Annotated in this window: 17 protein-coding genes; 7 read left to right on the forward strand and 10 right to left on the reverse strand. The window is 60.4% G+C overall.

The annotated features are described in order from the left end of the window. The first annotated feature begins 141 nt into the window (after positions 1 to 141). From ODQ19_RS15625 to ODQ19_RS15640, 4 genes are all read left to right on the forward strand, one after another. On the forward strand, positions 142 to 2,571 hold the full coding sequence (locus tag ODQ19_RS15625; protein ID WP_330210562.1) for a TonB-dependent siderophore receptor: 2,430 nt from the start codon (positions 142 to 144) through the stop codon (positions 2,569 to 2,571). 62 nt (positions 2,572 to 2,633) lie between these two features. After that, entirely contained in the window at positions 2,634 to 3,737 is a 1,104-nt protein-coding gene (locus ODQ19_RS15630) for a PepSY-associated TM helix domain-containing protein (RefSeq protein WP_330210563.1), read from the forward strand. After that, entirely contained in the window at positions 3,734 to 3,904 is a 171-nt protein-coding gene (locus tag ODQ19_RS15635) for a hypothetical protein (protein ID WP_165861662.1), read from the forward strand. Before ODQ19_RS15630 ends, ODQ19_RS15635 begins: the two co-directional genes overlap by 4 nt. 106 nt (positions 3,905 to 4,010) lie before the next feature. Next, complete coding sequence (locus tag ODQ19_RS15640; RefSeq protein WP_330210564.1) at positions 4,011 to 4,640, forward strand: glutathione S-transferase family protein; 630 nt, start codon at positions 4,011 to 4,013, stop codon at positions 4,638 to 4,640. 177 nt (positions 4,641 to 4,817) lie between these two features. On the opposite strand, the gene creD is transcribed toward ODQ19_RS15640, so the two are convergent. From creD to rloA2, 4 genes are read right to left on the reverse strand one after another with little or no spacing between them, the layout of a single operon-like run. After that, positions 4,818 to 6,167 carry a cell envelope integrity protein CreD gene (gene creD / locus ODQ19_RS15645; RefSeq protein ID WP_330210565.1) on the reverse strand — a complete coding sequence of 450 codons (1,350 nt, stop codon included), beginning with the start codon at positions 6,165 to 6,167 and terminating at the stop codon, positions 4,818 to 4,820. Between the two features lie 51 nt (positions 6,168 to 6,218). Beyond that, positions 6,219 to 7,658, reverse strand: a complete 1,440-nt coding sequence (gene creC, locus ODQ19_RS15650; protein ID WP_330210566.1) for a two-component system sensor histidine kinase CreC — start codon at positions 7,656 to 7,658, stop codon at positions 6,219 to 6,221. Then, positions 7,658 to 8,326, reverse strand: a complete 669-nt coding sequence (creB, locus tag ODQ19_RS15655; RefSeq protein ID WP_330210567.1) for a two-component system response regulator CreB — start codon at positions 8,324 to 8,326, stop codon at positions 7,658 to 7,660. The genes creC and creB overlap by 1 nt, the downstream gene beginning before the upstream one ends. 8 nt (positions 8,327 to 8,334) lie before the next feature. Then, positions 8,335 to 8,835, reverse strand: coding sequence for a retropepsin-like aspartic peptidase RloA2 (gene rloA2 / locus ODQ19_RS15660; protein ID WP_330210568.1), 501 nt, complete (start codon positions 8,833 to 8,835; stop codon positions 8,335 to 8,337). Positions 8,836 to 9,006: 171 nt separating this feature from the next. On the opposite strand from rloA2, the gene ODQ19_RS15665 reads away from it, so the two are divergent. Further along, the gene (locus tag ODQ19_RS15665; RefSeq protein WP_330210569.1) at positions 9,007 to 9,891 is read left to right on the forward strand and encodes an acyltransferase; all 885 of its coding nucleotides are present in this window, start codon (positions 9,007 to 9,009) and stop codon (positions 9,889 to 9,891) included. Here ODQ19_RS15665 and ODQ19_RS15670 read toward each other — a convergent pair. After that, positions 9,888 to 10,460 carry a DUF2780 domain-containing protein gene (locus ODQ19_RS15670; RefSeq protein WP_003194844.1) on the reverse strand — a complete coding sequence of 191 codons (573 nt, stop codon included), beginning with the start codon at positions 10,458 to 10,460 and terminating at the stop codon, positions 9,888 to 9,890. The genes ODQ19_RS15665 and ODQ19_RS15670 overlap by 4 nt on opposite strands. Before the next feature lie 135 nt (positions 10,461 to 10,595). Between ODQ19_RS15670 and ODQ19_RS15675 the strand changes: the two genes are divergently transcribed. Together ODQ19_RS15675 and ODQ19_RS15680 are read left to right on the forward strand one after the other, a co-directional pair. Continuing rightward, positions 10,596 to 11,054 carry an anti-sigma factor domain-containing protein gene (locus ODQ19_RS15675; protein WP_116667931.1) on the forward strand — a complete coding sequence of 153 codons (459 nt, stop codon included), beginning with the start codon at positions 10,596 to 10,598 and terminating at the stop codon, positions 11,052 to 11,054. Between the two features lie 219 nt (positions 11,055 to 11,273). Next, positions 11,274 to 11,777 (forward strand): hypothetical protein, encoded by a 504-nt coding sequence (locus ODQ19_RS15680; protein WP_330210570.1) that lies wholly within the window; start codon positions 11,274 to 11,276, stop codon positions 11,775 to 11,777. A 140-nt stretch (positions 11,778 to 11,917) separates the two neighbouring features. Here the strand turns inward: ODQ19_RS15680 and fdhA are convergent, their stop codons facing one another. The 5 genes from fdhA to ODQ19_RS15705 form a co-directional block, all read right to left on the reverse strand. Then, positions 11,918 to 13,117: a formaldehyde dehydrogenase, glutathione-independent gene (fdhA, locus tag ODQ19_RS15685; RefSeq protein WP_116667930.1), complete on the reverse strand. Its 1,200-nt coding sequence runs from the start codon at positions 13,115 to 13,117 to the stop codon at positions 11,918 to 11,920. A 186-nt stretch (positions 13,118 to 13,303) separates the two neighbouring features. Further along, a complete protein-coding gene (gene purU, locus ODQ19_RS15690; RefSeq protein WP_060766722.1) occupies positions 13,304 to 14,161 on the reverse strand; it encodes a formyltetrahydrofolate deformylase in 858 nt (285 codons plus the stop codon). 125 nt (positions 14,162 to 14,286) lie between these two features. Further along, positions 14,287 to 14,919, reverse strand: a complete 633-nt coding sequence (locus ODQ19_RS15695; protein WP_330210571.1) for a sarcosine oxidase subunit gamma — start codon at positions 14,917 to 14,919, stop codon at positions 14,287 to 14,289. A 130-nt stretch (positions 14,920 to 15,049) separates the two neighbouring features. Further along, the gene (locus tag ODQ19_RS15700) at positions 15,050 to 18,067 is read right to left on the reverse strand and encodes a sarcosine oxidase subunit alpha (RefSeq protein ID WP_116667929.1); all 3,018 of its coding nucleotides are present in this window, start codon (positions 18,065 to 18,067) and stop codon (positions 15,050 to 15,052) included. Next, the gene (locus tag ODQ19_RS15705) at positions 18,064 to 18,366 is read right to left on the reverse strand and encodes a sarcosine oxidase subunit delta (RefSeq protein ID WP_003194855.1); all 303 of its coding nucleotides are present in this window, start codon (positions 18,364 to 18,366) and stop codon (positions 18,064 to 18,066) included. The genes ODQ19_RS15700 and ODQ19_RS15705 overlap by 4 nt, the downstream gene beginning before the upstream one ends. Between the last annotated feature and the right edge of the window lie 4 nt (positions 18,367 to 18,370).

Consider the following 18,370-nt stretch of genomic DNA (forward strand, 5'->3'; position numbering starts at 1 on the left):
CATCAACTGTGGGAGCTGGCTTGCCTGCGATGAGGCCCTCAAGCACACCTCGGTAAAATATTTTCACCTGGCCCTATCACTTTTCGATTCTCGCTCGGCACCTAGGCAATTGAGAAATATTTCCATTCAGGAGCCGCCCTTATGTCCCGCACGCTAGACACCTTGTTGCGCCCCAGCCTGTTAGCCGTGGCGATCGCCCTCAGCGCCCCGCTCGCCAGCACACCGCTGATCGCCGCCGAACAAGCCTCCAGTGTGCGCGCCTATAACCTGCCCGCTGCGCCCCTGGCCACCACCCTGAACCAGATCGCCAGCCAGGCCAGCCTGGCGCTGACCCTCAACCCGGCACTCGCCGCCGGCAAGACCTCGGCGCCGGTCAAAGGCCAGTTCGATGCGCAGGGCGCGTTGCGGGAAGCTTTGCGGGGGACGGGGTTGCAGTTGGAACAAAGCAGTGCGGGCACTTACACCCTGATGCCGGTTCCGGAGGGCGTCGTCGCCTTGCCGACCACCAACATCACCGGCCAAGGCAGCTATGAAAGCGCTTGGGGGCCGGTGGAGGGATATGTAGCAAAGCGCACCGCCGCCGGCACCAAAACCGATACCGCGCTGGTCGAGGCGCCACGCTCGATCTCGGTAGCCACCCGCGAGCAGATGCAGGACCGTAATGTGCAGAACCTCGACGATGCGGTCAAATACATGCCCGGCATCGTGTCCGCCAGCTACGGCAGCGACACCCGTTACGACTGGATGCGCGTACGCGGCTTTGAACCCACCCAATTCCTCGATGGCCTGCCACTGTCGCGCGGCGTGTACGCTAACCCAAAAGCCGAAACCTGGAACCTGGATCGCCTCGCCCTGCTACGCGGGCCGGCCTCGTCAGTCTATGGCCAGACGCCTCCGGGCGGCCTGCTGGATATGGTCAGCCGCCGCCCCAGCGCTGAATCGAGCCACGCCATCCAGATGCAATACGGCAGTGACAACTACCGCCAGATCAATTTCGAAAGCACTGGCAAGATCGATGATGAGGGCCAGTTTCTCTACAGTGTCGGCGGCGTGGTGCGCGATGCCGGTACCCAGGTCGATCACATCGACAACAAGCGGTACAACATCGCACCGAGCTTGACCTGGAATATCGACACCGACACCAAGCTGACCTTGCTGTCACAGTTCACCCGTGACGATACCGGCACCACCAGCCAGTTCCTGCCGATCCAGGGCACCAAAATCAAATCACCGCTAGGCAAGGTTTCCCACCACAAGAACCTCGGCGACCCGGACTACGATTTCTACGACCGCACCTACTACGCATTGGGCTACGCGTTCGAGCACCGCTTCAACGATACCTGGCAATTCAAGCAGAACCTGCGCTACACCAAATCCGAGTTGGCGTTCCAACAACTGACGGTAGGCTCGTTTGCCTTCTCCCCCGCCGATGCCAATGGCGACATCAGCCGCTCTTCAACCAATGTGGACGAGGACATCAGCCAGTTCGCAGTGGACAACAATTTCCAGGCTGACTTCGCCACTGGTGACATCTCCCACACCGTGCTGCTGGGTCTGGATCATCAACGCACCGACACCTCGTACCTGGCGATTTTCGGCGACGGTGGAACCACGAACATCTTTAACCCGGTCTATGGCCAGCCGATCGTGCGCCCGGCGCGCTCCACCGCGTTCTACGATTACAACCAGAAAACCGTGCAAACCGGCCTTTACGTGCAGGACCAGATGGCCCTGGACAACTGGCGCCTGACTCTTGGTGGTCGTGAAGACTGGGTGCACCAGGGCACCACTTACTTCAACAAGAACGACGCGACCAATACCGACCGCAGTAAGAATTTCAGTGGCAACGCGGCGCTGAGCTATGTGTTCGACTCGGGCTTTGTCCCCTACCTCTCGTACGCCGAGTCGTTCCAGCCTGCGAGCAACGCCAGCGTCGACCCCCTCCAGTCGTTCAAGCCGACGGAAGGCAAGCAGTGGGAGTTGGGGATCAAATACCAGCCACCCGGCTCCAACACCCTGCTTAGTGCGGCGGTCTACGACCTGACCCAGAAGAACGTGCAAGTCACCAGCTTCCAATCCGGTGGCGCCTCCGTGACCGACCAGACCGGAGAAGTAAAGGTCAAGGGACTGGAGCTGGAAGCCGTGTCTGATGTGACCGAAAACCTCAAGGTCATCGCGGCCTACACCCTGGCCAAGTCTGAGGTGCAAAAAGGTCAGTACAAAGGCAACCGCCTGCAACTGATGCCTAATCAGCAAGCGTCCTTGTGGACCGACTACACCTGGCACACCGGCGCCCTCGACGGTTTCGGTATCGGCTTCGGCGCACGCTATACCGGCAATACCTATGGCGACCAAGCCAATACCTGGGCCGGCAAGGCCGACGCCTACACCGTGTTCGACGGCGCCGTGCATTACGACCTCGGTCGCCTGGACAACAGTCTCAAGGGCGCGTCGGTGAAAGTGAACGCGACCAACCTGTTCAACAAAGACTACATTTCCACCTGCGATGGTTCCTATTGCTACTTCGGCGACCAACGCAGCGTAGTCGCCAGCGCCACCTACCAGTGGTAATCAGCTGAGCTAACCACCAGGCCGCCCCACAGGGCGGCTTTGGTGCATCTGAAGGCTAGACAATGAAAAGCAAAACCATCCGCCGCTGGTCCTTCATCCACACCTGGACCAGCCTGATCTGCACCGTATTCCTGCTATTGCTCGCCCTCACCGGCCTGCCGTTGGTGTTTCACCACGAGATCGACCACCTGCTGGGCAATGAGCCCGAACTGGCGCAGATGCCTGCCGATACGCCCCGGCTCAACCTCGAGCAGCTTGTGGCGAAAGCCCAGGCCCATCGCCCCGGCGAGGCCATGCAGTACCTTGCCTGGGACGAAGACGACAACAACGGCGTGATCGCGATCATGGCGGCCACAGCCGGCACTGAGCCGAACTCGTCGCACACCTTCATGCTCGATGCCCGCACTGGCGAAACCGTCGAAATGCCGTCTGCCAATGGGGGGTTCACCCTGTTCCTGCTGCGCCTGCATGTGGATATGTTTGCCGGGCTGCCGGGCAAGTTGTTGCTGGCGTTCATGGGCCTTCTGTTTGTGCTGGCGATTATCTCGGGCACGGTGTTGTACCTGCCGTTCATGCGTCGCTTGAAGTTCGCCACGGTGCGCCAGGATAAGTCCACCCGCCTGCGCTGGCTCGACCTGCACAACCTGATCGGCGTGGTCACCCTGACCTGGGCGCTGGTGGTGGGTGTGACCGGCGTGATCAGCGCCTGCGCCGACCTGATCATCGCGGCGTGGCGCGAGGACAGCCTCAGCGCCATGATCGAACCCTATAAGAACGCCCCGCCGCTGACCCAGCGCGCGCCCGCCACCGAGCTGTTGAGCATTGCCGCCAAGGCCGCTCCGGGTATGGAGCCGGACTTTATCGCCTTCCCCGGCACGCGTTTTTCCAGCGAACATCACTACGCCGTGTTCATGAAGGGCAGCACCCACCTGACCTCTCACCTGTTGACACCGGTACTGATCGACGCCAGTACCCTGGCCGTCACCGCCATCGCCGAACGGCCGTGGTACATGGATGCCATGGGCATGTCCCAACCCCTGCATTTCGGTGATTACGGCGGTATGCCAATGAAGATCCTGTGGGCGGTACTGGATGTGCTGACCATCATCGTGCTGGTGAGCGGCATTTACTTATGGATCGTACGGCGCAAGGCGGCCAGGGTATGAAGCCGCGGCAGTCGAATTTCTGGAAGGTCTTTGCCATACCGCTGGGGATTGGCCTGCTCAGTGCTGCCGGGTTGTTTGCGGCGTTGCTGGGGGATGGGTGGTGGGATTCGTTGAGTTGGGTCGGGTTGGGCATACCCGCGGCCATTGCCGTCTACAAACTACTGTAGGAGCGAGCTTGCTCGCGAAAAACCTGAGAGCACCGCGTTAAACCAGGTGAGCTGCGTTATCGTTGGCGTTATTCGCGAGCAAGCTCGCTCCTACAGAGGAATGCCCATGTCCGCGCCCAGCATGACCTTGTTCCACAACCCCGCGTCACCGTTCGTGCGCAAAGTCCGCGTGCTGCTGATCGAGACCGGCCAACAGGACCGGGTGGCCCTGCACGCTTGCATGCCCACCCCCATCACCCCGGACGCCGAGGTGCTGCAAGGCAACCCCACGGGCAAGATCCCGGCCCTGCGCCTGGCCGACGGTTCGGTATTGCACGACAGCCGGGTGATTCTCGATTACTTCGACCACCAGCATGTTGGCAACCCGCTGATTCCCCGCGACGGCTCGGCCCGCTGGCGGCGCCTGACCCTGGCCTCGATGGCTGACGGCATCATGGATGCCGCCGTGCTGGTACGTTACGAGACCGCCATGCGCCCGCCAGAAAAACACTGGGCTCCCTGGCTGGATGAACAGCGCAACAAGATCCGCCGCGCCCTCGCCGAGCTGGAGCGGGACGCCATTGCCGAATTGGCCAGCCACTTCGACATCGCCGCCATCAGCGTGGCCTGTGCACTGGGCTATATCGACTTTCGCCACCCGGATATGCAATGGCGCTCGGACACTCCCAAGCTTGCCGCCTGGTACGCCGAGGTCAGCCAGCGGCCTTCGCTGCAGCAGACTCAGCCGCCGGGTTGACCAGCCCCCTGTAGGAGCGAGCTTGCTCGCGAAAATCGTCAACGATAACGGGGGTCGTCTGGTTAAAAGCGGTGTCCTTGCGTTCTTCGCGAGCAAGCTCGCTCCTACAGTGAGAGGCGGTGTGATTGAGGAAGTTGACCATCCTCGCTTTCATCCGCTGATCTTCGCGCAGTCCGATCATTGCCCTTGCTCCACCTTGCGTTTACCCACCCCGTACCAATCCAGCTTGCGTGTCAGCACCATCACTGTGCCCAACAGGCCAAACAGCAGCAGCGAGCCCATCAACAGCGCGTAATCCTCGGCACTGAGCAACCCGTACAGCAAGCCATACAACGCCGCCAGCCCGGCCGAAAACCCCAGGCCGTGGGCGACGCTGCGCAGCACATGGCATACGTAGAAGCCGATCAACACCACACAGGCGCTGGCGGATATCAGGTAGGCCAGGGCAAAGCCCAGATGCTCGGACAACGACAGCAACAGCAGGTAGAAAAACGCCAGCGCCACGCCCACCAAGGCGTACTGGATCGGGTGCACCGCCAGACTCTTGAGCACCTCGAAGAGGAAGAAGCCGGCAAAGGTCAGGGCGATAAACAGCAGCGCGTACTTAATCGCCCGGTCGCTCTTGAGGTACTGGTCTACCGGGTCGATGAAGTTCACACCAAAGCTGCGGTTGCTGAAGTTTTCACAGCCTTGCCCGTCCAGGCAGTTCTGCAGGGCTTGTTCGAGGTTGGTGGAGAAGAATGTCGTCTGCCAATTGGCGCTGAAACCCAGGTCGGTGACTTCACGTTGAGCCGGCAGGAAGTTGCCGATAAAGCTCGGGTGCGGCCAGTTGGACGCCAGTGACACCTGGCTGGTCTTGCCCACGGGCACCACTTGCAGTTGCTCGGTGCCTTGCAGGCGCAGGTCGAAGGCGAACTCCACCACGGCGGGTTTCTTGCTGTCCTGCCCAGGCAACGTCACATGCACGCCCTCACCCAGCCAGTCGACTTGGGAGCCTGGCGAGAACTCCAGCCGCTGGTCACCCAGTTCCAGCTTCAGTGCGTTTTCAATGCCGCGAATATCGCTGATGCCCACCGCCAGAAACGCCGGCTCAAAGCGGTAATCGGCAAAGTCTTCGGTGATCCCCAACTGCGCAGGCAACTCGAAACGCCCGCTGATACGGTTGTCGGCATGGAACAGCCGCGCCTGGTAGATGCCCCGCGAGCGCAGTTCGGTCTGCACCTTGCCGTCGAGCTCAAAACGGTCCGGCAGGAAATACAAACGGCCGCGTTCTTCACGGGTTTCTTCGTAGCGTTTGTTGAGCTTTTCATTGAGCTTCCACTCACGCACGGTCTTACGATACGGCACCACCATCACCGGCCCGGTGAGGCGCTGGGCAAAGCTTGAACTGCGGGCAATGTCCATCAACACGCCGTCGCGCAATTGCTGACGGTCGCTGATGATGCCGTTGATCATCAGCAACGGAATGAGCAACAGCAGGATCAGCAGCGCAATCGCGCCCAATTTGAAAAGCAGGTTGCGGTTCATGGGTCTCTCCCTGTTTTGATGGGGAGAGTCTGCCCAGCCGGTATGAGGGATTTATGTGGGCAATGTGGAGACTGTGTGGAGATGCAGCACCGCTTGCACGCCGCCCGGTACGTTGCCGATCTGCAGGGTACCGCCGTGCAGCTTCATCACTTCTTCGACAAAGTTGAGCCCCAGGCCCGTACTTTTGCGCCCGCTGGCTGGGCGCGGCAGCGAGTAGAAGCGCTCGCTCAGGCGCGGCAAGGCGTAATCGGGAATCGCCTCCGCCTGGTTGAACAGACTGACCTGGACTGCGTTATGTCGCACCTGCGCGCTAAACCTCAGCGTGCCGCCGGGCGGGGTGAAATCCAGAGCATTGTCCAGCAGGTTGCCCAGGGCCTGGCGCAGCAGGAAGGGTTCGCCAAACACCCGCACATCAGCGGCGATGGCCTGCTCGACGTGCAAGCCGGCGCCTTCGACCCGTGCACATTGAGCCTTCAGCACATCCTCAACCAGGGCTGCCAAAGGAATGCTCGACTGCTCTTCCAGACCCTGGCGCTGCTCCACCTGGGCCAGGTTCAACAGGCGTTCGATCAACTGTTGCAGGCGCGCGCTTTCGCTGTCGATATTACCGACGAAACGCTGCTGCTGCTCGTGGCTCATATCGCCCTGCAACAACTCCGCCGCCCCGCGAATCGCCGCCAACGGGCTTTTCAATTCATGGGTCAGCGTATGCACGTAGCGCTCTACGTACGCCTTGCCTTCCAGCTGCGTGCGCATGTGTTCCACGGCGGTGGATAACTGTTTGAGCTCGCCGCCGCGATAATGCGGCAACTCGGCGCGGCGGCCCTCGCTCACGGCTTCGGCATAGGCGGTAAGACGTCTGAGCGCCGCCGTCAGCCACCACGACAATAGCGCGCCCAGCAGCAGCCCCAGGGTGACCAGCCCGGCGCCGTACCACAGCAGGCGCCGCTCAGTGCGATCCACGTAGGGTTGCAAGGAGCTGTTGGGCTTGGCCACCGTGACCACGCCGATGATCTGGCCGTTATCACGAATCGGCGCCCCCACATGCATCACCGATGAGCTGGGATCGTCCGCGTCGCTGCGGGTGGAGCGCGCACCGTATTCGCCACGCAGAGTCAGGTACACGTCGTTCCATTTCGAATAGTCCTGGCCGACTGCTTCACCGCTGGAATCGAGCAATACCCTGCCCGTGGCGTCGGTTACGTAAATGCGATGGTTGACCTGATTTTTCGGCAGGCCCCAGATCACCGCACCCGGCTGACGGTTGCCATAAGCCTTGAGCAGCGCTGGCCAATGACTCTGGCCGAGGGTGCCGTTTTTAACGTCTGCACGCAGGATTTCAGCCAACAGGTTGGCGGTGTCCACCAATGTTTCTTCGGTGGACTGGCGCACGCCGGGGCGGATTTCCTTCATCACGGTGTTGAGCACAAAGTAGCCGGTCAGGCCGATAAACAGCGCATACACCAGGAAAATCCGCAGCCCCAGGCGCATCAGCTGTGGCTCGGGCTGTAGCTATAGCCGAGGCCACGATGGGTCTGGATCGGCTCGGCATCCGCCGCCACGCTCCTGAGTTTGCTGCGCACACTCTTGATATGGCTGTCGATATTGCGCTCATAACCGGCATCGGCGGGTACGCCCACCGCGTCCAGCAGTTGTTCGCGACTGAACACGCGCTCAGGTTGTTCCAGCAGACTTTGCAGCAGGCGGAACTCATGACGCGTGAGGCTCAAGGGTTGGCCGCGATAGAGAATCTGCATGCGCTCCAGATCTACCTGGAACAGCGTCGGCGCCACACCTGGGCCAACCCGCTTGAGAATCGCCCTGACCCGCGCCGCCACTTCCCTCGGACTGAAAGGCTTGACCACATAATCATCGGCGCCGATCTCCAGCCCCACCACCCGGTCGATCTCCGCATCCCGTGCGCTGAGGAACATCACCGGCACTTCACTGAAGCGGCGCACTTGCTTGCAGGTTTCAAAGCCGGTGATGTCCGGCAGGCCGATGTCGAGGATGATCAGGTCGGCCGGCGTCTGGCGCTGATAGTCCAGCGCCGCCTGGCCGAGGGTCAGCCAGGTGGTGGTGAAGCCCTCGCCTTGCAGGGCAAAAATCAGCGTGTCGGCTATCGCCGCTTCGTCTTCGACAATCAGGATGTGCGGCATGGGTTCAATCAGCAGTCCGGTTTGTCGGCAGTGTAGCGACGTGCCGGGTTTACCGCAGCGCCAAATTCACGCAGGGCCTTGGCGCCGATCAGCAGCGGGTAGTTGAAGCTGCTGCGGTCGGTGAGGTTGACCTCGACGGTGCGCTTGACGTCGCCCAGACACATCTCCAGATCGATTACCGGGCGCTTGGCCACGCTGGCGTCGTCCTTGTCGTCGTCCTCATCGGCGCGGCTCTTGATCTTGCTGATGCGCGACACCTTGTGCTCATAGACCTTGTTACCCGCATCCTCACCGCCGAGGCGGAAGCGCACCCAGTCATCGCCGCCGCGCTGAAAGGTTTCGATGTCGCGCGCCGACAGCGAGGCGGTCAGTGCGCCGGTGTCCATCTTGGCCTTGAAGGTCTGGCCGATCTCCGGCAACTGGATGTATTCGTAGCGACCGTAGAGCGTGGGCTCGGCCGCCATGACAGGGACGGCAACCAGAGCGAACGCAGCAAGGAGTAATTTCACGGCAGGATTTCCTCGAAAGAAGTGGGCGGAGTCTAGACCGCAAACACGGCACTTAGTTGGATGACCGAGCATATCGCGCACAGTGTGAAACATTCGTACGGCATTTTGCGATTTGGCCTCTAGACTCACCTTGCTTATGATGGCCCGCCCACAAAATTCCAAGAGTTGCTTATGCGCCGCCTGCTCACCGGCTGTTTGGTTACACTGCTGCTGTTGCTCAACACGCTGATCCTGATCGGCCCCTTGATGGTCTTCGCCCTGCTCAAACTGGTGGCGCCAGGCCGCTCGCGTGACTATGCGTCCTGGGCGGTAATGTGGATCGCCGAGACCTGGGCCGAGATCGACAAGCTGATTTTCTCGCTGTGCATTCCAACCCAATGGGATATTCGCGGCGGTGAGGACCTGCGTAGTGATACCTCCTACCTCGTCATCAGCAACCATCAATCCTGGGTGGATATCCCAGCGCTGATCCAGGCGCTGAACCGGCGCACGCCGTTCTTCAAATTCTTCCTGAAAAAAGAATTGATCTGGGTGCCCTTCCTCGGCCTGGCCTGGTGGGCGCTGGATTACCCGTTCATGAAGCGCTACACCAAGGCATTCCTGGCCAAGCACCCGGAACTGGCAGGACAGGATCTGAAAATCACCAAAGAGGCCTGCGAGCTGTTCAAGCGCCAGCCGGTGACGGTGGTCAATTACCTGGAAGGCACGCGCTTCAGCGAGGCCAAGCGCGCGCAGCAGCGTTCACCCTTTACTCGACTACTCAAGCCCAAGGCAGGCGGTGTGGCGTTTGTGCTGGCAGCAATGGGTGAACAGCTGGACGCGGTACTCGACGTGACCGTGGTCTACCCGCAACAAAAGATTCCGGGGTTCTGGGATCTGATCAGCGGCGCGGTGCCGAAGGTGATCGTGGATATCCGTACCCGCGAGCTGGACCCGGCGTTGTGGCAAGGGGATTACGAGAACGACCCGGCGTTTCGCCAGACCGTCCAGAACTGGGTCAACCAGCTCTGGATGGAAAAGGATGCGCGCATCGAGCAACTGCGCGAGGAGCCTTAGCTGCCGGTGCCCCAAGCCTGAGCCAATTTGCCCAGTACGGAGCTGCTGGCGCCCTCGCCGCCGAGGTATTTCAGGATCACCGGGGCAAACTGGCCGACCATGCCGCTGTCCATGCCCAAGGCGCTGAAGGCGGTGTTCAGGTCGTTGGTGCTTTTCACGTTGCCCAGCAGGCCGTCCAGGCCGCTGGTCTTGCTGCCGCCGGTTTGGCCGAGCATCCCGCTCAAGGCACCGAGGCTGCCCAATGCGTTATTACCCGACAGCTTGTCGAGGCCCGGCACACTGTTACTCAGCTGCGAGAAGTCATTGCCGCTCAATTTGTTCTTGGCCAGGCCCAGCATGGCGCCCGTGCCGCCCACCGCTTGCTCGGGGGTGATGTTCAGTTGCGAGGTCAAGGCCGTCAGCAGGTCGGCCGTCTGCGACGTGGGCGCGGCGGCAGCGGCCTTGTTGTTGCCACCCTGCATGCCGGAAATGGCGTTGGCTGCATCGCCAAGGCTGAAACCTGCGGCGAATACCGGGCCGGCGGCCACGGTCAACAGGCAGGACAGGGCAAAACCGCGTGAAATCTTCATCGAAACAACCTCTGGATATAGGGGTAAATCAGGCGTTGGACTGGGTATCCCGTCGGTTGTTCCAAAGCCCCTCAGGAACCCATCGAGGATAAGCGGGTCCATGAACTGACTACAAAATTTGTCGAGAAGAGACTTATGACTGCGATCCAACCCCCAGTGATTGAGCACAAGCCTGCTTTCTGGAGCCGCCCTCGCCTGTTCATCGGCGCCTGCGTGGTGGTGGTTGCCGGTATCGGCGGCGCGCTCTACACCCAGGACAGCGTCAAATCCGCGGCGACATTGGTGACCACGACCCAGCAGCCGGCCGCACAAATCATGGCCCACAAGGATTACCTGGAAGTAGAACCGATTGCCGCCACGGCGCCAGCACCGGACCAAAGCCTTGAACTCTGGGCGATTCCCAAAGACGGCGCACCGGTGTCCCTTGGACTGCTGCCGGAGGATGGCAAAGGGATCATTGGCCTGAATCCGCGCCAGCAGGAAACCATCAGCAAGCCGGTAGAGTTGATGGTGAGTTCGGAGACCAAGGGTGGTTCGGTCAGCAAACAGCCGACAGGTCCGACTGTGTACCAGGGCGCATTGGCCACACGCTGAACCCCGGCTGCAAAACTCGATTCAAACTATGGAAGCGGGCTTGCCCGCTCCCACATCACCTGTAAATCGCCGGTCACGCGGTTAGACATCTTGTTTGCTTATTCAATCTAATTATAACAATTATTAAAATTAAATCTAAAAAACTGTCAGTGTTGACAGTAGAGCACATCAAATTAAATATTGATGATGGAGTCTCTTTCAACACTGGAGTAAACAAGGATGAAACCTTCAACGCGCAAAAAACAGCCTTCTTTTAGTCTCTTCTGTCTGACAGGTTTTTTATCGCTGGCCGCGATATTTGGAACCACTTACGCGTCGGCGGAAAGCTGTCCAGATCTCAGTCAAGTCAAGGGGTCCGTGATAAACGGAGCTTACACGTACCATTTTGATAACTGGAAAGGCACCAATCAGCCCGGCGCACCCGACGCAGAAAAGTCTTACCTGGACGCAGGACTACATTTTGACAGGGTCACACTGGCGCAACGGGTAATTTCAAGTACTCCGGGATCGGAGGATCCCAATGAAAAAGAAAAACCGGGCACAACTGTCGCATATATCAGATGTGACTATGTGGGCGCGGGAGAGGATGCTCGAATCCGACTGGTTAAACGCGTCGATCAGCTACCTGCACCGGATGCTGGCACTTGGGAAAACGAAACCACTACTAATACAGCCGGCACGATCAATAAGTACTGCACGCATATAAGTTGCTCGTTCAAATAAACGCTCCATGCTCACTACACCTCAAAACATGGCCCGTGCGTGGTGAGTTCATAGACGCTAAACAAGCATTCCCTCACCATGAAAGTCTTAGTTTCAAATAGTACAGTAGGGCGGCCATTGGCCGCCCTTTTATCTTGAACTCAAGCTGCACTAAATAAACTATGCGGATCAATCACAAACTTCTTCGGCACACCCGCATCGAACTCGCCATACCCGCGTGGCGCATCATCCAGGCTGATCACCTGCACGCCGACGATTTCGGCGATGTTGATACGGTCCCACATGATCGCCTGCATCAGTTGGCGGTTGTACTTCATCACGGGTGTTTGCCCGGTGTGGAAGCTGTGGGATTTGGCCCAACCCAAGCCGAAGCGAATGCTCAGGCTGCCCATTTTCGCGGCGGCATCGACCGCACCTGGATCTTCGGTCACATACAGACCTGGGATACCGATCTTACCCGCCACGCGCACCACGCCCATCAGCGAGTTGAGCACCGTGGCCGGGGCTTCGGCCTTGACGCCATCGTGGCCGTGGCCGCGTGCTTCAAAGCCCACGCAGTCAACGGCGCAGTCCACTTCCGGCTCGCCGAGCAACGCGGCAATCTGTTCGTGCAGCGGGGTGTCGGTAGACAGGTCGACGATTTCAAAACCTTGGGCCTTGGCGTGGGCCAGGCGGATCGAGTTGACGTCGCCGATGATCACCACCGCTGCGCCGAGCAAGCGTGCAGAGGCGGCAGCTGCCAATCCGACCGGGCCGGCACCGGCGATGTAGACAGTACTGCCTGGGCCAACGCCGGCAGTGACGGCGCCGTGGTAGCCGGTGGGCAGGATGTCGGAGAGGCAGGTCAGGTCACGGATCTTCTCCATGGCCTTGTCGCGATCCGGCAGTTTGAGCAGGTTGAAGTCGGCGTACGGCACCAGCACGTACTCGGCCTGGCCACCGGTCCAGTCGCCCATGTCGACGTAGCCGTAGGCACCACCGGCACGCGCCGGGTTGACGGTCAGGCACACGCCGGTGTGTTGTTCCTTACACGAACGGCAGCGGCCGCACGCCACGTTGAAAGGAACGGATACCAGGTCACCGATTTTCAGGTTCTCGACGTCGCTGCCCTTCTCGATCACTTCACCGGTGATTTCGTGCCCCAGCACCAGGCCGGTCTGGGCCGTGGTGCGGCCGCGCACCATGTGTTGGTCGGAGCCGCAGATGTTGGTGGAGACCACGCGCAGGATGACGCCGTGCTCAATCTTCCTGCCACGGGGGTCCTGCATTTTGGGATAGTCGATTTTCTGTACTTCGACCTTGCCGTTGCCGAGATACACGACACCACGATTACCAGACATGCTTTCACCTCGCTGTTGTTTTTATGGAACTGCGTTGCCGCTTGGATGGGCAGCGCGTTAAGTGCTCGGGTACAGATGCTGTTTCTGTGTTGCTTGTAAGGGCCTCATCGCTGGCAAGCCAGCTCCCACAGTGGATCGGGTTCACACATTCAAGCGTGTGGGAGCTGGCTTGCCTGCGATAGCGATCTAAAGAACGACAGTGCGATTGGCGTTCAAGAACACCCGCCGCTCAATGTGATACCCCACGGCCCGCGCCAGTGTCAGCCCTTCGATATCCCGCCCCTTGGCAATCAAGTCCTCGGGATAATGGCTGTGATCCACCACCTCCACGCCTTGGGCGATGATCGGCCCTTCATCCAGATCGTTGTTGATGTAATGCGCCGTGGCCCCCACCAGTTTCACGCCCTTGTTGTACGCCTGGTGATACGGCTTGGCGCCCTTGAAGCCGGGCAGCAACGAGTGGTGAATGTTGATAGCCTTGCCGTCCAGCTTGCGGCACAGCTCTGGTGACAGCACTTGCATATAGCGCGCAAGGATCACCAATTCGGCGCCGGTGTCTTCAATCACCTGCCACACCTGACGCTCCTGGGACGGTTTGTCGTTGGGGTCCAGGGGGAAATGGTAGTAGGGAATCTGGTGCCAGTCGGCCAACGGTTTCAGATCAGGGTGGTTGGACACCACCGCGACCACATCCATCGACAATTGGCCGATGCGCTGGCGGTACAGCAGGTCGTTGAGGCAGTGATCGGCCTTGGAGACCATGATCACCACTTTGGGCCGGTAGTTCGGCGCCGTCAGCTCGAAGATCATGCCGAAGGCTTCACCACGGGTCGCCAGGCCATCTCGGAACGCCTGCTCGTCAAAGCCGTCAGGTTGACGAAACTCCACACGAATGAAAAACCGGCCCGAGAGACGATCATCAAACGAGTGGTGCTCGGTGACGTAGCAGCCCTGCTCGAACAGGTAGCGGGTGACCGCGTCCACCGTGCCGAGCACGCTGGGGCAGTCGGCGGTCAAAATCCATGTATCGGGTGCGCGGCTCATGGGTCACTCCTCAGGCTGATCGTTCCCACGCTTTGCGTGGGAATGCCGCCATGGACGCTCTGCGTCCGCTTTTGGGACGCGGAGCGTCCCGGTGTGCATTCCCACGCGGAGCGTGGGAATGATCATCATGCGACAACGCTCAGGCCGAATTCAGCCGAGGCATCCTGCAACCACAACCACCAGTAATCCGAGAAGCTGCGACGGATCAGCAATTCCCAGGTGTCGTCGCTGGTATGACGGATCACCAGTTGCGACTTGGCGAACACCGTGCCCACGGCCTTGCCCACCGGGAAGTTGTTGGGGTGTACGTCGTAGCTGGTGGACTTCATCAGCACATCGCGCACATTCGGGCCGCTCAGTTCAAGAATCTGCTGGCCGCCGCTGACGTTGACGATCTGGATATGCAGGTCGCCCAGGGCAGCGCGCAGATTTTGTTCGGCGGCAAATTCTTCACCGCTCGGCACGATCAACAGCCACTCATCCGGGCCGAGCCACTGAAGGCTGGTTTCATCTTTGAAGACCACGCTTAGCGGGCCGGGCAGTTCAATGCCGACGGCCTTGTGTACGCCAGCCGCGAACGCGGCGTCGTGGCCATCGCCACGGATAGTCAGGTGGCCGAGGAGTTTCTTTTCACGCACGGTCACGCCGGCATTCTTGCGGCCCTTGCCGACCAGGCTGGCGAGGTCGGCATGGTGCAGCGACGACTCGGCCTTGGCGCCGGTGGTGGGGCGTTGTTGGTAAACATTGGCAGCTGTCATAAAGCACCTGTCTGAATTCTGTGGTGACTGTTCTGGCCTCATCGGGAGCAAGCCCCCTCCCACCTTTTTGAAGTGCGAATGCCTTCAAATGTGGGAGCTGGCTTGCCTGCGATGGCCGCGACTCGGTCGATCAGATGTTCTGCCGATCGCCTTTAGGGTCAAAGAACACCGATGAAACAATCTCTGCCTCGATCACGCTGCCATCCGCTTGGGGCGAGAACACCCGCTCACCGATGCGCTTCAAGCCGCCCTTCACTACACCCATGGCAAACGAATAGCCCAGGGAGTTATGCGCATAACTTGAGGTAACGTGACCCACCATCTTCATCGGGATCGTCTGCTTCGGATCGAACACCAACTGCGCGCCTTCCGGCAGCCACACATTCGGATCGATCGGCTTGAGCCCGACCAACTGCTTGCGCTCTTCACGCACGCAGTCTTCACGGTTCATCCCGCGCCAGCCGATCCACGAGAACGGTTTGGTACGGCCAACGCACCAGCCCATGTTCAGGTCGTCCGGGGTCATCGAGCCGTCGGTGTCTTGCCCGACGATGATGAAGCCCTTCTCGGCGCGCAGGACGTGCATGGTCTCGGTGCCGTACGGGGTCAGGTTGTACTTTTTGCCGGCCTCGACGATCTTTTCCAGTACGCCCATGGCGTAGTCGGCCTGCACGTTGACTTCATATGACAGCTCACCGGTAAACGAGATACGGAACACCCGCGCCGGAACACCGCCCACCAGGCCTTCCTTCCAGGTCATGAACGGGAAGCCGTCCTTGTCCAGGTCGATGTCGGTGACTTCACTGAGCAGCTTGCGGCTGTTGGGGCCCGACAGGGTCATGGTCGCCCAATGGTCGGTAACCGAGGTGAAGTACACCTTGAGGTCCGGCCATTCGGTCTGCTGGTAGATTTCCAGCCACTGCAGCACGCGGGCGGCGCCGCCAGTGGTGGTGGTCATCAGGAAGTGGTTGTCGGCCAGACAGGCCGTCACGCCGTCGTCGAAGACCATGCCGTCTTCCTTGCACATCAGGCCGTAGCGCGCCTTGCCCACGTCGAGCTTGGTCCAGGCGTTGGTGTAGATGCGGTTGAGGAACTCGCGCGCATCCGGGCCCTGAATGTCGATCTTGCCGAGGGTGGACGCGTCCAGCAGGCCGACGCTGTCACGCACGGCCAGGCATTCGCGTTTGACCGCGGCATGCAGGTCTTCACCGTTGCGCGGGAAATACCAAGGGCGTTTCCACTGGCCGACGTCTTCAAACTCGGCGCCGTTCTTCACGTGCCAGGCTTGCAGCGCGGTATAGCGTACCGGCTCGAAGATATGCCCACAGTGACGGCCCGCGACCGCACCGAAGGTGACCGGCGTGTAGTTGGGACGGAACATGGTGGTGCCCATCTGCGGGATAGTCACGTTCAACGAACGGGCCGCGATGGCCAGGCCGTTGACGTTACCCAGCTTGCCTTGGTCGGTGCCGAAGCCCAACGCGGTGTAGCGCTTGACGTGTTCCACCGACTCGAAACCTTCGCGAGTGGCCAGTTCGATGGCGGCGGCGGTCACGTCGTTTTGCAGGTCGACAAATTGCTTTGGCGCCCGTGCGGTGGCTTTTTCGTGGGGCACCTGGAACAGCGCCAGGGTTGGTTCTTCAAGACGGCTCAAGGCTTTTGGCAGCGTGCCCTCAACCGGGGCAAAACCGGCTTCGCTGGCCGCACGCACGCCGCCTTCAAAGCCATCGGCGAGGGAATCGCCAAGGCCGTAGACACCGTTGATGCCACCCACGCACACGCGTTTTTGCGGCGCTTCGCCCGGTACGAAGCCGAGGATATCTTCACGCCAGGTCGGCTTGCCGCCCAGGTGCGAGGCCAAATGCACCACCGGGCTGTAACCGCCGGAGCTGGCGACCAGGTCGCAGTCCAGCCACTCGCCGGGGCTGGTCACTTTATGCGCCTTGACATCGATGGCTGCCACGCGGGCGCCGGTCACGTGCTTACTGCCACGGGCTTCGATCACGGCGCTGCCGGTGAGGATGCGAATACCTTTGGCGCGGGCTTCTTCAACCAGTGCACCGCGTGGGTTGTGACGCGCATCAGCCACCGCGACGACGGTGAGGCCCGCATCGAACCAATCCAGCGCAACGCGGTAAGCATGATCGTTGTTGGTCGACAGCAGCAGCTTCTTACCCGGTGCCACCCCGTAACGACGCACATAGGTAGACACCGCACCCGCGAGCATATTGCCCGGCACATCGTTGTTGCCGTACACCAGCGGACGCTCGCACGCACCGGTGGCCAGCACCACGCGCTTGGCACGTACACGGTGGATACGCTGACGCACCACGCCAATCGGCGCCCGGTCACCGAGATGGTCGGTGAGACGCTCGTGAATGGTCAGGAAGTTATGGTCGTGGTAACCGTTGACGGTGGCGCGGGGCAGCAGCACCACGTCCGGCAGAGCTTTCAATTCGGTAATGACGCTGGCAACCCATTCAGTGGCCGGCTTGCCATCGAGGCTTTCACGGGAATCGAGCAGCGACCCACCGAACTCTTCCTGCTCGTCGGCGATGATCACACGGGCACCGCTGCGCGCAGCGGCCAATGCCGCGGCGAGGCCGGCAGGACCTGCGCCCACGACCAACACGTCGCAATGACGGTTGAAGTTATCGTAGGTGTCCGGGTCGTTCTCGGTAGGGGAACGGCCAAGGCCCGCCGCCTTGCGGATGTACTTCTCGTAGGTCATCCAGAACGATTGCGGGTACATGAAGGTTTTGTAGTAGAAACCCGGCGGCATCAACTTGCCGCCGACCTTGCCGAGAATCCCCATCATGTCGTTGTTCACGCTCGGCCAGCCGTTGGTGCTGGTAGCAACCAAGCCTTGGTACAGCGCCTGTTGGGTGGCGCGCACGTTGGGGATTTGTGTGGCTTCGGTGGCGCCGATCTGCAGCACCGCGTTCGGCTCTTCGGCGCCCGCGGCAAAGATGCCCCGAGGGCGCGAGTACTTGAAGCTGCGACCAATGATGTCGACGCCGTTGGCCAGCAGGGCTGCGGCCAGGGTGTCGCCTTCAAAGCCTTTGTAGCTCTGACCGTTGAACGTAAACGTCAGGACTTTATTACGGTCGATGCGGCCACCGTTGGACAGGCGATTGATCTGGCTCATACCTTCTCTCCAGAGGCCTTGGCGGTGAACTGAGGCTTCTCACCGATCTTGTAGGTTTCAAGAATTTCGTAGGTCACAGTGTCGCGGGTGGCGTTGAAATACTGGCGGCAACCGGCGGCGTGGATCCACAGTTCGTGGTGCAGGCCGCGCGGGTTATCGCGAAAGAACATGTAGTCGCCCCACTGCTCGTCGGTGCAGGCATTCGGGTCCAGCGGGCGCGGGATGTGCGCTTGGCCGGACGCGTGGAATTCCTCTTCGGAGCGCAGTTCGCCACAGTGAGGACAGAAGATATGCAACATAGGG

The sequence above is a fragment of the Pseudomonas sp. AM4(2022) genome, from assembly GCF_036346515.1.
GTDB classification, from domain to species: Bacteria; Pseudomonadota; Gammaproteobacteria; order Pseudomonadales; family Pseudomonadaceae; genus Aquipseudomonas; species Aquipseudomonas paracarnis.